This window comes from Desulfobacter sp. (assembly GCA_028768525.1).
Taxonomy (GTDB): domain Bacteria; phylum Desulfobacterota; class Desulfobacteria; order Desulfobacterales; family Desulfobacteraceae; genus Desulfobacter.
In genome coordinates this window covers 2,941,554-2,958,235 of the sequence record CP054837.1, presented here as the reverse complement: position 1 = coordinate 2,958,235, position 16,682 = coordinate 2,941,554, and the positions used below count along the sequence as shown (strand labels likewise).

The following is a 16,682-nucleotide window of genomic DNA, read 5'->3' as shown; positions in this document are numbered from 1 at the left end:
GCGATTCCGTTTTAGCCTCCCCGGTCGTCCTGACCGGGAAGGCAGTGAATGACCTGCCGCCTTCGCCGTCCTGGCAGCCGGCAGTTCATACACCACTCCATCGTTCCCCCGCACCACGGCCTAACCACCCAGATAAACCCAAACCAATTATCAGGTTTCCAAGGCAATACCTTCAGGTGTAGAACAAGATAATCTCAAATAATTTTGATTTATCCAGAATCAACTTTATCCGGTATTAAACTAATTCAGTTAAGCAATAGGTTATTGAGTTGCCCATGCTTTACATCTTTCAAAAGTATCACGGGTTCTCCAAACATTAAGGATAGGTTCACCCTCAATCATTTCCATTAATTCATTCGCCTTTTTTTTATCACCAGCCAGGACAGCAAATAAAGCAAAGTGATTGATATTCCATTGGTCTGGATACCTTAACAACACATCATCTATTGCTTTAATCATTTTTGTCCAGGAAATATCGGAATCTTTAAACAGCTTGGCCCCATATTGGTTACTATATGCACACCAGTATACCCTTGCGTACATCGAATCCGCTTCCTTTTGCTTGGTTATCTTTACTGCCTTTTGAGCAAATGTTTCTATGGCCTTTGAGTTTCCATGCCATTTTGGCAAAAAATACTCAAATGCAGTAAAATACACCTGATAATAATAAGGGAATTTTGCAATTGCTTCATCCAACAATGCTTCAAACGAAGATATTTCCCAACTTTCAAGATTTGCAATTTTCAACATACATTCATACCATCGAGGATCTTTAGATGCGATCGTTTTGTGTTCATACAAAAATTGCTTTGCTTTCCCTATATTGGTATAAAATGGTTTCCAATTTTCTTTTTTTACATCTTTTGCCCAAGAAGTTCCGCGATACATAGCCGCCCTACTCACTAATATTTCCGAATAGGCAATATATCCTGACGGACAATCCGGTCTGCTTTTAACCCATCTTAAAGCTTTTTTTTCAAAACTATCCCAGTATTTCTCGTCCTTGTTATTCTGGTTAGGTAGTGTGCCGATCCCAGCATTAAATAACGTTAATTTCCATAAACCACTAGAGGTCCTTTCTTCGGTATCCAGATATCTGGCTGACATTTCTGACAGTAGATCAAACTTTTCTTCTATAAATAAATTCGCTGTAGCCTTAATTATAATTGCCCTTTCTTCAAGTTCACCAGAAAAGGATAAAGATGGCAAAATCAGTAATGCAATTAAATAAATCCGTAGCTTCATATAAACTCCTACTCTTTTATTATAACGACATAAAGTATTTATTATCAGAACAATTCTCTTGAATATCCGATATTGACGGAAAAACTGGTCGATGTCTCCCTGTGCAAATTCAAATAGAGTGATAAAGCACCTCTTTTAGCGAAAAGCAAGAGTAAATTTTATGCCCTGTTAAATTTATTTCCTGAAGATAACAAAAAGCCATATTCTACATTACTATTCTTAGTTTTCCAGAAAGCCAATCGATGGAATACACGCATTTTCATATTGCTTATTGTAATTTTAAAATGGCAGGTCAATTTGTTTAAACCTCCCCGTTCAAGGCCGGCGTTTAGGTATTCCTATCCCTTCTTTTGTTCCGATGCTTAACTGCGTTATCCCCGAAAACGGCAGCGTTTGGGCGCCTGACTTCAATTGTCCGAATCCGTGAGCGCCCCCAGGGGCATGGTCAGTTTAATGCGGGTGCCGGTTTCCGGAGCCGAAGAAATCACAAGGGAGGCACCCACAATTTTAGCCCTGTAGTTCATGATACGCAGCCCCATGCCCTTTGCCCCGTTATTCGGGGCGATGCCGGAGCCGTTGTCCCCAATGCAGAATTCAAGCTGGTTCTCCCTGAGGGCCATGGTAATACGGATTTTATCGGCATGGCCGTGGCGGATGGCATTGCGCACCGCCTCCCCGGCGATGTGGTAGAGGTTGATTACGGCCATGTGGTTGGTCACCTTGATGCCTTCCTGGATATCGAGGCGGCAGTCCACATCGTGGATCATCCGGGTATTGGTGACCAGGTCCTCAAGGGCGGCCTCCAGCCCCTGGTTGAAGTAAACCGGGCAGAGCCCCCTGGCCAGCCGCCGGGTTTTGGCGATGGCTTCTTTTATCAGTTCGGTGATGTTGACCGACAACCGTTCCACCTCCGGAAGTTGGTCGCCGGCTTTGCGTTTGAGCACCTTGACCAGGCCTTCAATGCCGATGAGGTGGGGGCAGAGATCGTCGTGGAGATCGTTGCCGATGGCCTGGCGCTCCTTTTCGCCGGTCTCCATGATGGCCTTTTCCAGCCGCTTCACCTCGGAGATGTCCCTGTGGATGATCACCGAACCCAGGGGATCGCCGTTGCGGTTCCGGTAGACCGACCCCCGTGTGGTCACATCGATGAGCCGGCCGTCCTTGGCCTTGCGCTTGGTCTCAAGCCTGGGGATTATTTTTCCGTCAAGGATGGACCGGATCCCTTCCATGGTCTCTTTCCAGTGGGCCCTGGGAACAAAGTGGTCCATCTTGCTGCCCAAACTGTCTTCCAGGGTATAGCCGAAGACCTTGGTAAAGGCCGGGTTCATATAGGTGACCTTCCCGTTCATGTCGTAGACCACGATGGGATCGGGCACCGATTCCATCACGGACCGGTATTTTTCCTCGCTTTCGGTGAGGGCCTCCTGGACCTGCCGCCGTTCGTTGATTTCCGTATTCAATTCACGGTCGTAGGCGTCCAGCCGGTCCATGAAGGAATTATAATAAAATGCCAGCTGGCCCACCTCATCCCTGGAGGCCATGGAAACCCCTCGGTTTTTGAACCCCCCGGCAATGTCCTGTTTAAACCGTGTCATGAGGGAGTGCAGCGGCTTGGTAATGGTTTCGCTCAAAAAGGCCGTAATGGGGATGAATAGTACCAGGGCGGCCATGCCCACCAGCACAATGATCTGTTTGATGGCATAAAGGGGGGAGCGGATTTCATCCATATAGGAGGATGAGGCCACAATCCACTCATACTCGGGAATATAGTTGAAAAAGACCAGTTTTTCCCGGTACCGGATTTCGCCGGGGTTTTTCCATGAATATATGAGCTTTCCGTTTTTTTTCTCCAGCATCTCCCTGAAAAAATGCCCGGAAAACCGTTTGTCGGTAAATACGTTGACGCCTGTCAGTTCCGGATGGATGATGATATCCCCGTTTGTGTTTATGACATATGCATACCCGGTTTTCCCGAATGTCAGGCTTAAAATCCCTTCCTTGAAATCGTTGATTTCCACCAGCTTTAGGAATTCCTTCCGATAGGAGGATACCGTGATCATCCAGTTCCATGGCTTGAAATAATTCAGGTACAGGGCTTTTGGGCGTGGGGCCGGATCCCCGGGATTTTGCCATTCATATTCAATGTACCCGTTTTTAATGGCGATCATCTCCTGGACAAACTGGTGGTCAGAGATGTCCAGCCCCTCCAGTGATTTTTTAGGGTGACGGACAATACTGCCGTAACCGTCTAGAATACAGATATACCCGGTGGTACCGATACTCTGGCTTAGAATGATATCTGCGGCCCGGTCCATGGCCTCTGATTCACTTATTTTTCCCTGGCGGGACCTTTCGTAAAGGTGCTGGATAATCTCATAATTCTTTTCCGCGACGCCCCTGAGCCGGTTTTTTATGGATACGGAAACTGCTGTTTTTACAGAGTTGTAAATGGCTGATGTGGAATTTTTAAGCTCGCTTTCAATACTGCTTTCGACATTCTGCCGCACAATGGAATAGATGATAAGGCTGGATAGGCTCATGATCACCATAAAGCAGGATGAGTAGATAAATAAAAGTTTGTAGCGGATGGGAAAATTTTTGATCAGATCAAAGGGATTCATGCCGGCTCCTGTCTGATTTTATACAGTATAAAACAACGGGATTGCAGCGGGGCAGATGCCTTGCTGCCAGGAAACAGTTTCAGAAAGTCTTTAATTTGTCAATGGAATAAACGTCATAGAATTACCAATAGGCAGAATGGTGGGTATGGCGGTCTGAACCGCTAAGCTATTTGTTACGGTATTTTCTTTTTCCCAGGCCGGCCAGCCCGATCAAACTGAACCCGAAGACAAGCATGATTGAAGCAGGATTTGTATTTGATAAATTCAGAGGGCCTGAATCAAAAAAATAAACCGGAGTCGCAATGGAAATACCGGAAAATCCAATTATCATGGCTAACAGCAAGATGAAGTACTTCATGTTTTCGCTCCATATTTAAAAAAAGGGGCAGGCGTTTGATCTCTGGTTATCTGCATTAAGTTGTATTTTATATGGGCAGCAATAATAGTGCCAGTTATAGATATCCTTGACCGGCCCGGATCGAGCACTGGAAAAAGAATGCCATAGCAAAAAAATGTTATAAAAACTCGTAAAAATTACCGTTGATTTGTACAAAAAAGTGATACGAAATATCGCGGATAGGCATGGACCGCAGGAACTGCCTTCCCCATTCGTCGGGCAGTTCCTTGAATAGATATCGCAGAGGTTATTCCATAAAGGAGATATTATACTTTTTCCATATATCCAGGGCGATGCGCAGGGGTTTCATCATGGGCACCGTATAGGTGTGCAGCTTTTTATCCGCCATATAGGTCCGGCACCGGTCCACATATTCCGAAAACCCCCTGGGCGAGATAATCAACGGTTTGGTAAGCTCCTGTTTCAGCTCCACCAGGCGTTCGGGCAGGTATTCGGAGAGCAGGGGAACCTGGAGGTAAACGGCGGCGATAATGACATCGGTGTTGGGGTCCCGGTCCACGATGCGGATGGATTCCAGGAGACGGTCGTCCCGGCAGTTGCCGAAAAGGTCGATGGGATTGTTGCCGACGTTTTTAAGGATCTTGCCCTTTAGGGGCGCCTGTTCCGGTTTGAGGTCCTTGGCAATGAGATCCTGCATCTGCTGCCTGGTTTCTGGTGCGAATTCGGCCAATGCCATGCCCTCTTCCGTGACCTGGTCGGCCAAAAGGATGCCGGCCCCGCCGCCCACGCTGACCACGGCGATGCGGGTGCCGTCGGTTTTGGGCTGGCTGGTGAGAATGGAGAGAACATTGACAATGATTTTGGGATCTTCGGTGAGTTCTTCCACCAGGTAGAACCCGGCCTGGTCACAGCAGGCCTTGAAGGCCTCGTGGGATCCGGCCATGGAGGCCGTATGGGAGAGGGCTGCCTGGGCCCCGCCCCCCATGCCCCCCTTGATGATGAGCACCGGTTTTTTCTTGGCCACCTCTTTGCCGACGTTCATGAGCTTGAGGCCGTCGGCCACCCCTTCAAGGTAAATGGCGATGATTTTGATCCTGGGGTCATTGCCCATGTGGGAGAGAATTTCAGGAACCCCTGCGCTGGCGGCATTGCCGATGGATACCCATTTGCCCAGGTTCTGGTTGTCCGCCCCGAACATTTCAAGGAGCTCCAGGCCGATACCACCGCTCTGGGAGATCACCCCCACGCAGTTGGAGGGGGTGGGGGGAACCGAGCGCTGTACCGGGATGTAATTGGTATTCAGGCCGGAAAAATTGTCGATGACCCCCATGCAGTTGGGGCCGATAAAGGCCACCTTGTATGTTTCGCTGAGATGGGTCAGTTTCTCTTCCAGGTCGCTCCGGCCCATTTCCGCAAAACCGTCGGAAAAGATGATGGCACCTTTGCCCCCCAGCCTGCAGAAGTCCTCGAAAATGGCCACGGTCCGTTCAGAACTGACGGCAAATACGCAGACTTCCGGGACTTCGGGCAGGTCCTGGAGCGAGGGATAGCAGGTCAGGCCGTGGATGGTTTTCAGTTTGGGATGGACCGGATAAAGCTTTTTTATCCCCATGCAGTTTTTCAGGATGACTCCGCCCTGGGTGCCGGGCCGCGATGCGCCGATGACGGCCACGGATTCGGCGTTGAAAATGGCATCAACGCTTTTCTGTTTCCAGCCGGCCACCGCCTCGGAGAGGGGGCGTTCATGTTCCGGGTCCCGGATGAGCCTGGCGTCCACCACCGCATACCCTTTTTCATAAACAATCACGGGATTGAGGTCCAATTCGCTGATGTCCGGGTGCTGGGCCATGAGCCGCGATACATTGACGGCCAGGTCGATGACGGCGGCCTTGTCATAATTCTGGCCGCGGAAACCGTCAAGCACCCGCCCTGCCCTGGTGTTTTTCAGCATCCGTTCCACCTCACCGGCGGATAATACGCCGATACCCATGGCTGCATCTGAAAAAAGTTCCACAAAGATGCCGCCGATGCCGATCATGGTGATGGCGCCGAATCCCGGGTCCTGTTTGGCCCCCACCAGCAGCTCAAAGCCCTTGTCCACCATTTTCTGGACCAGGAGCCCTTCCCTGTCTCTTTCCGAGAAACCGCCCATTTTATTTTCCAGTTTCCGGCAGGCAGCCTCCACTTCCTCAGGGCTTTTCAGGTTGAGGAATACTGTGCCCTCATCTGATTTATGGATGATTTTTTTGGATACGGGTTTGACCACTGCCGGGTATCCCATCTCCCATGCCGCGCCCAGGGCATCGGAGATGGAATAGACCTCTTTTCCGGCGGACCGGATGTGGTATTGGCTGAGCAGTTCCGCACTTTCCTTGAAATTGAGCTGGTGGGCAGTCATGGTCGTATCCTTTCAGAGCGGTTGAGATGGAAAATTTAAGGAGTGATCTCCTCTTTGAGCATGCAGCAGGCGATTTTATGGCGGGGTCGGCCCTGGTCGTCATGGGCCAGGTTCCCCGGCTGGATCATTTTGTTCATGACGCAACCTTCGGGAATATCCAGGGCAAAGAGATCCTGCTCGTTGATTTTCGGCCGCTGGATCAGGCGGTTCTCCTGTATTTCAAAGGAATGGAGGGGAAAATCCTCGCAGATGGGGCATTGGTAGACCCGCCCGTTGGGGAAGATAAAGTGGTTGCGGGCCACATTGGCGGCACATTGAAACACCTCACCCGGTTCCAGGAATACCTTGGGGTAGGTGACAATGATGCCGTTTTCTGCAATCTCTTCGGCCACCGCCGGAATGGTGGTCATCCAGGTCTTTTTATCCACCTGGTGCCTGGCATCGGAATCCTTGGATTCCCCTCGGATGCCCACCACCTGGATGAAGAATCGGTCAAGGCCTAGGTTTTTCACCAGGCCGGGCATGCGGTCCAGTTCATGGATGTTTTTTTCAGACACCGTATAGATCATGGAGCAGGAAAATCCCCTGGATTTGCACTGCCCGATCCCCTCCATTACGGCATCCCAGCATCCCTGCCCCCGGATGGCGTCGTTGGTTTCCCTTGTGGCGCCGTCCAGGGAGAAGGAAATGAAATCCACATCATCCGGGCTGATTTTGTCCAGGATATTATGGAAGAGAAAGCCGTTGGTGTCGATGGTGATGGATTTGAACCCCATGGACTTTGCCGTTTTTATTGCCGGCGCCAGGTCCGGGTGGAGGGTGGGTTCTCCCCCCAGAAAGATCAGATTGGTCCGTGGGGCATCCTGGGCAAATATGTTCAGCCAGTTTTTAATGGTGGCTAAATCAAGGGTGATGTCCCCGTGCTGCGCCCGGTTGATGTAGCAATGGGCGCAGCGCAGGTTGCATTTTGTCAGAATGTGGAAGAAGAGGTTTGAACTCTCCTTTGAGAAGGCAACGGTCTGTTTGCGCATTTTATCCCATGCATTGTTTGGTGAAATTGGGGTCAAAGGGGACAGGATAGGAACCGTCAAAGCAGGCCTTGCAGAAGTTGCATTCCGGATTTTCCACGCCTGAAGCCTCCAGCATTCCTTCGATGGAAAGGTAATGCAGGGAGTCCAGTTCCAGGTATTCAGTCAGGTCGTCCAGGGGCATCCTGGAGGCGATGAGTTCCCCTTTGGAAGAGAAATCAATGCCGTAATAACAGGGGAATTTATGGGGGGGGCAGGAGATCCGCATGTGGATCTTTTTGGCCCCCAGTTCCCTCAGGGCCCGGACGCGGGTCTTGGCCGTGGTTCCCCGGATGATGGAATCCTCGATGATGATGATGTCCTTGCCTTTGATCAACTCCCGCACGGGGTTGAGCTTTACCCTTACGGCAAAATCCCTCATGCTCTGGGTGGGCTGGATAAAGCTGCGGCCCACATAGTGGTTCCGGATCATGCCCATTTCAAAGGGGATGCCCGATTCGGCGGCATAGCCGATGGCGGCATAATTGCCCGAGTCCGGAAAGGGCATGACCAGGTCGGCGTCCACGTGGGATTCCTGGGCCAGGCGCCGGCCGTGGGCCTTTCTCATTTCATAGACATTTTTGCCGTCAATGGTGGAATCGGGCCGGGCAAAATAGATGTATTCAAAGATGCACAGGGATTTGTTGGGCGCGGCTTTGGGGTGCATGAAACTGGTGATCCCGTCTTCGTTGATGATGACGATCTCCCCGGGTTCCAGTTCCCGGATGAACTCCGCCTGGATCAGGTCGAAGGCGCAGGTTTCCGACGCCAGAACATAGTGGCCGTTGAGCTTGCCCAGTGCCAGGGGGCGGAATCCGTTGGGGTCTTTCATGCCGATGATCTCTCCCTTGCAGGTGAGCAGGATCATGGAATAGGCGCCCTCGATTTTAGCGGCAGCCTTGATTACGGCGTTTTTGATATCCCCTTTCACCAGGTTTTTAATGAAGAGGTGGAGGAAGACTTCCGAATCCATGGTGGTCTGGAAAATGGATCCCTGTTCCTCCAGCTCCTCCCGGATGAGGTGGGCGTTGACCAGGTTCCCGTTGTGGGCCAGGGCGTAGGAACGGTGGCGGTGGTTGACCTCGAATGGCTGGGCATTGGCCAGGCAGGAGTCCCCTGTGGTGGAGTAGCGGACATGGCCGATGGCCGAGCCCCCTTCAATTCGCTCCAGGTCCGCCATGTCGAATATGTCCGGCACCAGGCCCATGCCCTTGTGGGAGAAGATCCTGTCGTTGATCCCTCTGTTAACGGAGATGCCGGCGCTTTCCTGGCCCCGGTGCTGGAGGGCGTAGAGCCCGAAATAGGTTATTTTTGCCGCTTCCGGGTGCTTGTAGAGGCCGAATACGCCGCATTCGTCCTTGGGCCGTTCACTGGGGGTGAGTAAATGATCGCTTGTATCCATGTTTAATTTTCCCGATCTTGAATTGATTGATTTCAATTATCCGATCTTATTCTCCTTATGGTAATGCTGGATGGGGTTGACGGAAAGGCTTTCCCGCTTCATGGCCTGGATGGCCGAGCAGATGGCCTTGGTGCCGTCGGTGGTGGTGGCATAGGGGATTTTGTACTTGATGGCCGCACGGCGGATTTCATACCCGTCCCGCTGGGTCTGGCTGGAAGCACCGGTGTTGAGGATGAGCTGGATCTCATTGTTTTTCACCGCATCCACAACATGGGGCCGTCCTGCCGACACTTTTTTGACCACATTGGCCGGTACGTCGTTTTCCGCCAGGAACTGGGCGGTTCCCCGGGTGGCCATGATGGTGAAGCCCATTTCATGGAAACTCCTGGCCACGGGCAGGGCGGCATCTTTGTCCTTGTCCTGGACGGAGATGAACACCGTGCCTTCCTTGGGCAGCCGTTGTCCTGCGGCGAACTGCGCCTTGGCCACGGCGGCGCCCAGGTCCTTGTCAATGCCCATGACCTCGCCTGTGGATTTCATTTCAGGGCCCAGAACGGGATCCACATTGGCAAACCGGTCAAAGGGCATGACCGCTTCTTTTACGCAGTAATATGGGGGAATCACCTCACGGGTCAGGCCCAGTTCCTTGAGGGTCTTGCCCAGCATGACCTTGGTGGCCAGCTTGGCCAGGGGCACGCCAATGGATTTGGAGACAAAGGGAATGGTCCGGGAGGCCCTGGGGTTGACCTCAATGATGTACACCGTATCGTTCATGATGCCGAACTGGATGTTCATCAGGCCTTTGACCTTCAGTTCCTTGGCAATGGCCCGGGCTGCTTCCGCCATTTCATCAATGTGGTGCTGGGCAATGGAGTAAGGGGGCAGGACGCAGGCGGAGTCGCCGGAGTGGATGCCGGCCTCCTCAATATGCTCCATCATGCCGCCGATGATGGTGTCTTCGCCGTCGGAGATGGCGTCCACATCAAGCTCAAAAGCCTCTTCCAGGAATTTATCAATGAGTACCGGCTTGTCCGGTGAGGCCTGGACCGCCAGGTCAAAATATTCTTCCAGGTCGGCTTCATCGTAGACGATCTTCATGGCCCGGCCGCCCAGGACAAATGAGGGCCTGACCATGACGGGGTATCCGATGTCCCGGGCCACGTTGCGCGCCTCTTTATAGGAATGGGCGATGCCGTTTTCCGGCTGGCGCAGGCCCAGCTTTTCCAGCATGGCCTGGAACAGGTCCCTGTCCTCTGCCCGGTCAATGCTTTCCGGGCTGGTGCCGATGATGGGGACGCCGGCCTTCTGAAGATCAGTGGCCAGGTTCAGGGGGGTCTGGCCGCCGAACTGGACAATGACGCCGAATGGTTTCTCTTTCTCCACGATGTGAAGGACATCCTCCCGGGTCAGGGGCTCGAAGTAGAGCTTGTCCGAGGTGTCATAGTCTGTGGATACGGTCTCCGGGTTGGAGTTGACCATGATGGATTCCACCCCCTCTTCCCTCAGGGCGAAGGAGGCGTGGACGCAGCAGTAGTCAAACTCAATGCCCTGGCCGATACGGTTGGGGCCGCCGCCAAGGATGATGACTTTCTTTTTATCTTCCACCCGGGCCTCGCACTCGGTTTCATAGGTGGAGTAATAGTAGGGCGTGGATGCCCTGAATTCTGCGGCACAGGTATCCACCAGCTTGTACACGGGGACGATGCCAAGGTCTTTTCGGTTCTGTTCGATCTGCTTGTCCGTGAGGCCGGAAAGCGCTGCCAGCTGCTTGTCTGAGAATCCGTATTTTTTGGCCTGCTCAAAAAGATCCCGGGGCAGGTGCTTGCCGGCCAGCTTCAGCTGCTTTTCCAGGTCCACGATCTGTTTGAACTGATAGAGGAACCAGGGATCAATGGCTGTCAGCTCATGGATCATGGTGATGGGCATGCCGTGTTCAATGGCGTATTTAATATAGAACAGCCGCTGGGAGTTGGGGGTGGAGAGCATGTATTCAAGGTCATTGCCGGCGACAGATCCGGGTTCGGGATCCTTGCCGTCGGCGCCAAAACCGGCCCTGCCGATTTCAAGGGAGCGCATGCCCTTCTGGAAGGCTTCCTTAAAGGTCCGGCCGATGGCCATGGTTTCGCCCACCGACTTCATGGCCGTGGTCAGAATGTCATCGGTTTCCGGGAATTTTTCAAAGGTCCATCTTGGGATTTTCAAGACGCAATAGTCGATGGAGGGCTCAAAGCAGGCCATGGTTTCGCCGGTGATGTCGTTGGGGATTTCGTCCAGGGTATAGCCCACGGCCAGTTTTGCCGCAATTTTGGCAATGGGAAATCCTGTGGCCTTGGAGGCCAGGGCCGATGAACGGGAGACCCTGGGGTTCATTTCAACAACAATGATATCCCCGTTTTCCGGGTTCACGGCAAACTGGACATTGGAGCCGCCGGTATCCACCCCGATTTCCCGGATAATGGCGATGGAGGCATCCCTCAGTTTCTGGTATTCCTTGTCCGACAGGGTCTGGGCCGGGGCCACGGTGATGGAATCTCCGGTGTGCACCCCCATGGCGTCGATGTTCTCAATGGAACAGATGATGACCACGTTGTCGGCATGGTCCCGCATCACCTCCAGCTCGTACTCCTTCCAGCCCAGGACCGATTCCTCCAGCATGACCTGGGTGATCAGGGAGGCGTCCAGGCCGGCCTTGGCCAGCTTGGCCAGTTCTTCGGAGTTATAGGCCACGCCGCCCCCGGTGCCGCCCAGGGTGAAACTGGGCCGTACGATGATGGGAAAGCCGATGCGCTTGGAGACTTCCTCCACCTCGTACATGGTGGTGGCAAACCCGCTTTTGGGAATCCGCAGGCCGATCTTATTCATGGCGTCCCGGAAAAGTTCCCGGTCTTCGGCCTTGTTGATGGCATCAATGGAGGCGCCGATGAGTTCGATGTTGTATTTTTCAAAGATGCCGGTTTTTGCCGCATCAATGGTGGTATTCAATGCGGTCTGGCCGCCCAGGGTGGGCAGAACGGCGTCGGGCCGCTCTTTTTCGATGATTTTGCACAGGGTTTCCGGTGTCACCGGCTCAATGTAGACCCGGTCCGCGGTTTCGGGGTCGGTCATGATGGTGGCGGGGTTGGAATTGATGAGCACCACCTCGAATCCCTCTTCCTTCAGGGCCTTACAGGCCTGGGTGCCGGAATAGTCAAACTCGCAGGCCTGGCTGATAATGATCGGACCTGCACCAATGATCAGGATTTTCTGGATATCGTTACGCTTTGGCATTTTCCATCACTTTTGCAAACTGGTTAAAAAGATAGGCCGCATCGTGGGGGCCGGGGGAGGCCTCGGGGTGGTACTGGACGGCAAAGGCCCGGATGGAATCGTTTTTTAATCCTTCCAGGGAATCTTCGTTCAAATTGATGTGGGTAAGGGCCGAGGCCTCTTTGTCCAGGCTGGTGAGGTCCACTGCAAACCCGTGGTTCTGGGAGGTGATTTCCACCTTTCCCGTATCCATGTTTTTCACGGGCTGGTTGCCGCCCCGGTGGCCGAATTTGATTTTCATGGTCTTTCCGCCCATGGCCAGGCCCAGAAGCTGCATCCCCAGGCAGATGCCGAAGATGGGGGCATGGCCCAGCAGTTCTTTAATGGTGGACACGGCATAGGTCAGGGGTTCGGGGTCCCCCGGGCCGTTGGAAAGGAAAATGCCGTCGGGCTTCAGGGCTTTGACGGTTTCAGCGGATGTGGTTGCCGGTACCACCAGGACCTCGCATCCGGCCTGTTCCAGGCACCGGATGATGTTGTACTTGATGCCGAAGTCCAGGGCCACCACAGAATATTTCTTGCCCCGGTGCCGCCAGATCAGCGGATCGTTGAGTTTGTCGATATCCACATAGTCGGGCTGGTTGTACTTCCAGAAGTAGGGCTTTTTGGTGGTGACATAGCCCACCAGGTCGGAGCCCTCCATGGAGGGGATGGCCTTGGCCTTGGCCACCAGGGAATCGGGATCCAGGTCTGTGGTGGAAATCACCGCCCGCATGGCCCCGGATTTTCTGATATGCCGGGTCAGGGCCCGGGTATCCAGGTCTTCAATGCCCAGAACATGGGATTTGATCAAGTAGTCTGCCAGGGTGCCCTTGGATCTAAAATTGCTCGGGAATTCCTGGTACTCTTTAATGATAAAGGCTGCCACCTGAATCCGGTCGGATTCGGTATCCTCGGGGCAGACCCCGTAATTGCCGATAAGGGGATAGGTCATGGTGACCATCTGGCCGTAGTAGGATGGGTCTGTCAGGATTTCCTGGTACCCGGTCATACTGGTGTTGAAGACCACTTCTCCGGATGCTTCCCCCGGTCCTGTAAAACTCTTGCAGGGGAAGGTTCTGCCATCTTCCAGGGCTAGTAATGCTTTCATAATGGATTTTTACCTGTCCGTGCTCTGGGTTGATATAAACGCGTTGTCTTTATACAAATCGAACCTGTCTTGATACCATAAAAAGGCCCTGATTTTCAAGCCCGGATTTGTTTCTGCCGCCGGATACAGGTATGGGAAAATACGGACAGATTCTCCGGCGAACGGTCCCAGCCCTTACCGATATTGATTGATTTGGAACTGAACTATGGGGTATATCATCCAAAGTTGCTATAATTTTGGAAAAATAAGGCCATGCCATGACCCCAACATCCCTGACACCTGTTATCCGTTCAACTTTTCCGGATCTTGCCCCGGACCTTGAAGCCCTTTTAATCCAAAGGCTTGAAGCCTTTTATGCCGCAGTGGACGCCCGCCATGCCGGGAAGCCGGTGTGGGGCAGTGCAGGATTCTTGAAGCTGATGCTTTTCAGCGAGTTTGCCGCAGAACAGATGGCCCGGGACCCGGAGATGGCGGCCTGCCTTGCTGAATCAGGGGACCTGGAACGGGCCTATTCTCCGGCTACCCTGGAGAGCAGGCTCAGGGGAAAACTCGGGGAAAAGAAGGAGCCGGCAGAGGTAAAAGAGATACTTTTCCGGTTTAAATTGTATGAACTCATCCGTATTGCCTGGCGGGACCTGAGCGGCGCCGCCGGCCTGGAAGAAACCATGGCGGATCTCTCCGGACTGGCCTCTGCCTGCATATCCGCGGGTATGGATTATTTATACACGGCCATGTGCCGTCGCCTGGGAACGCCCACGGATGCCCAGGGGAATTTCCAGCAGATCATTGTGCTGGGCATGGGCAAGCTCGGCGCCGGAGAGCTGAATTTTTCTTCAGATATCGACCTGATTTTTGCCTATCCCCAGGAGGGATATACCAACGGGGAGAGCCCCGTTTCAAATGATGAATTCTTTACAAAACTCTGCCGTGAATTTTTAAAACTCTTTAAGTCCGGGCCCGGCGCACATTTTTACCGGGTGGATACACGGCTGAGGCCCTTCGGCGACAGCGGGCCCCTGGTCATGAGTGCGGCGGCCTTTGAAGAGTACTACCAGTCCCAGGGCAGGGAGTGGGAACGCTACGCCATGATCAAGGCCCGGCCCGTGGCCGGAGACCTGGCCGCCGGGGAGGCGCTGCTCGGTGACTTGAAACCCTTTATTTACAGGCGGTACTTTGACTACGGGTCCTTTGATTCCTTCAGGGACATGAAGCACCGGATCACCCTCCAGGTGAAAAGCGCAAAGCTGAAAAACAATATCAAATTGGGGGCCGGGGGGATCCGTGAAATCGAGTTCTTCGGCCAGCTTTTCCAGCTCATCAGGGGCGGTGTGGAACCGGACCTGCAGGTCCGGCCCATCCTCAGGGTACTGGACCTGCTGCTTGATCAAAAATGTATCAATGCCAAAACCTGTGAGGAATTAAAGTCTGCCTATTGTTTCCTGAGGATGGTGGAAAACCGGCTCCAGGAATACCAGGACCGCCAGACCCATGATATTCCGGAAGATCCGGTTCAGCGACAGGTACTGGCCTTCTCTGCCGGGTTTGCATCGGTTGAGGCCTTCTATTCAGAACTCGGCCGGGTGCTGGGCCTTGTACACGGCCATTTCTCCCAGCTTCTGGTGGAAGAGGACCATGACGAGGGGGAAGACCGCAACAACCAGGACCTGAGCCGGATCTGGGAAAATATCAATGATCCCCAGTTTCTGGGCGATGCCATCTCCATTGCCGGCTACGAGGATCCCGGCCAGGTTTTAAGCCTGCTGCGCTCCCTGGCCGGCCACCCCAATACCCAGCGCCTCTCCCCGGGGGGGCGGAAAAAACTGGCCAGGCTGGTGCCCCGCCTGGTGAAAAAGGCCGGCCGGGCCTCGGATGCCCAGGCTGTACTCAACCGGCTTCTGGACCTGGTGGTTACCATTGAGCGCCGCACCACTTACCTTGGCCTGCTCATCGAAAACAAGGGGGCATTGGATACCCTTGTGGTACTGGCCCGGAAAAGCCCCTGGATCATCAATTTTCTGAGCCGCCACCCTGCCCTGCTGGACGAACTCATGCATCCGGCAACCCTGTACGCCCCGCCCAAGCGGGATGCCCTGGAAAAGGAGATGGCCCGGCGCATGGAACGGACCCCCAAGGGGGATGTTGAATTCCTGCTGGAGGAACTCAATATGTTCCGGCAGATCAACACCCTGAGGGTGGCGGCCGCCGATGTCAGCGGCAACTATCCGCTGATGAAAGTCAGCGACCATCTTACCTGGATTGCCGAAACCGTTCTGGTCCAGGTGCTGGCGTCGGCCCTGGATATTGTTACGGCCAAGTACGGACTTCCTGAAGGGATACCGGATTCAGGCATCAGCGGGTGCCGGTTTGCCGTTGTGGCCTACGGCAAGGTCGGGGGCCTGGAAATGGGGTACAAGTCAGACCTGGACCTGGTTTTTCTCTTTGATGCGGAGCCCGGCTATACCCAGGGCGGTGACCGGTCCATTGACACAGTCCGGTTCTACTCCAACCTGGGCCAGCGGGTGATCCACGCCCTGACCATGCATACCGCCGCCGGCACCCTTTACGGGGCGGACATGCGCCTGCGGCCCGGCGGCGATTCCGGGACCATTGTTTCCCATGTGGAGGCCTTTGAGGACTACCTGGAGAACCAGGCCTGGACCTGGGAGCACCAGGCCCTGATCCGGGCCCGCCCCGTGGCAGGAGATCCTGCCCTGTTCAAACGCTTTGAGAAAATCCGGCATAAGGTGCTTACCCGAAGTCGGGAGCCGGATACCCTGCAAAAAGAGGTGGGGGAGATGCGGGAAAGGATGCGGAAGCAGCGGCTTGAGTACGAACCGGGTGTTTTCGACTTGAAGCAGGGCCGTGGGGGGATTGTGGATATTGAATTTCTCGTGCAGTACCTGACCCTCCGCCACGCCCATGCCCATCCCGATGTGGCGGTATGGACCGACAATATCCGGCTTATGGAAGGGCTGAGTGTGGAGGGGCTGATTTCAGCCGGAGAGAGCCAGATGCTGCAGGAGGCCTATGTGGCCATGCGCCGGGTGATGCACCGGTTGACCTTGCAGGAAAGGCCGCTGACGGTTGACGATGGGCAGTTCAGGGAAACCACCGAAGCCGTGGCCGGGTATTACGATGCATACCTTCGCCGGGAGCAGGAAGCCTCAGGTTAAAGTCTATGTTTTTTTAGGTGCT

Annotated in this window: 9 protein-coding genes; 1 reads left to right on the top strand and 8 read right to left on the bottom strand. The window is 53.7% G+C overall.

Annotation, left to right across the window (positions count from 1 at the left end):
• Nucleotides 1–261: 261 nt before the first annotated feature.
• From HUN04_13395 to carA, 8 genes are all read right to left on the bottom strand, one after another.
• On the bottom strand, nt 262–1,245 hold the full coding sequence (locus tag HUN04_13395; protein WDP90633.1) for a hypothetical protein: 984 nt from the start codon (nt 1,243–1,245) through the stop codon (nt 262–264).
• Between the two features lie 407 nt (nt 1,246–1,652).
• Complete coding sequence (locus HUN04_13390) at nt 1,653–3,866, bottom strand: cache domain-containing protein (protein WDP90632.1); 2,214 nt, start codon at nt 3,864–3,866, stop codon at nt 1,653–1,655.
• A gap of 166 nt (nt 3,867–4,032) precedes the next feature.
• Nucleotides 4,033–4,224 carry a hypothetical protein gene (locus tag HUN04_13385; protein WDP90631.1) on the bottom strand — a complete coding sequence of 64 codons (192 nt, stop codon included), beginning with the start codon at nt 4,222–4,224 and terminating at the stop codon, nt 4,033–4,035.
• 286 nt (nt 4,225–4,510) lie between these two features.
• Nucleotides 4,511–6,622 (bottom strand): acetate--CoA ligase family protein, encoded by a 2,112-nt coding sequence (locus HUN04_13380; protein ID WDP90630.1) that lies wholly within the window; start codon nt 6,620–6,622, stop codon nt 4,511–4,513.
• Between the two features lie 35 nt (nt 6,623–6,657).
• Nucleotides 6,658–7,653 carry a radical SAM protein gene (locus tag HUN04_13375; GenBank protein ID WDP90629.1) on the bottom strand — a complete coding sequence of 332 codons (996 nt, stop codon included), beginning with the start codon at nt 7,651–7,653 and terminating at the stop codon, nt 6,658–6,660.
• A 1-nt stretch (nt 7,654) separates the two neighbouring features.
• Nucleotides 7,655–9,091: an amidophosphoribosyltransferase gene (locus HUN04_13370; GenBank protein WDP90628.1), complete on the bottom strand. Its 1,437-nt coding sequence runs from the start codon at nt 9,089–9,091 to the stop codon at nt 7,655–7,657.
• A gap of 36 nt (nt 9,092–9,127) precedes the next feature.
• Nucleotides 9,128–12,358, bottom strand: coding sequence for a carbamoyl-phosphate synthase large subunit (gene carB / locus HUN04_13365; protein ID WDP90627.1), 3,231 nt, complete (start codon nt 12,356–12,358; stop codon nt 9,128–9,130).
• Nucleotides 12,345–13,487 carry a glutamine-hydrolyzing carbamoyl-phosphate synthase small subunit gene (gene carA, locus HUN04_13360; protein WDP90626.1) on the bottom strand — a complete coding sequence of 381 codons (1,143 nt, stop codon included), beginning with the start codon at nt 13,485–13,487 and terminating at the stop codon, nt 12,345–12,347. Before carA ends, carB begins: the two co-directional genes overlap by 14 nt.
• A gap of 257 nt (nt 13,488–13,744) precedes the next feature.
• Here carA and glnE point away from each other — a divergent pair, with 257 nt between their 5' ends.
• The gene (gene glnE / locus HUN04_13355; GenBank protein ID WDP90625.1) at nt 13,745–16,660 is read left to right on the top strand and encodes a bifunctional [glutamate--ammonia ligase]-adenylyl-L-tyrosine phosphorylase/[glutamate--ammonia-ligase] adenylyltransferase; all 2,916 of its coding nucleotides are present in this window, start codon (nt 13,745–13,747) and stop codon (nt 16,658–16,660) included.
• Nucleotides 16,661–16,682: the final 22 nt, after the last annotated feature.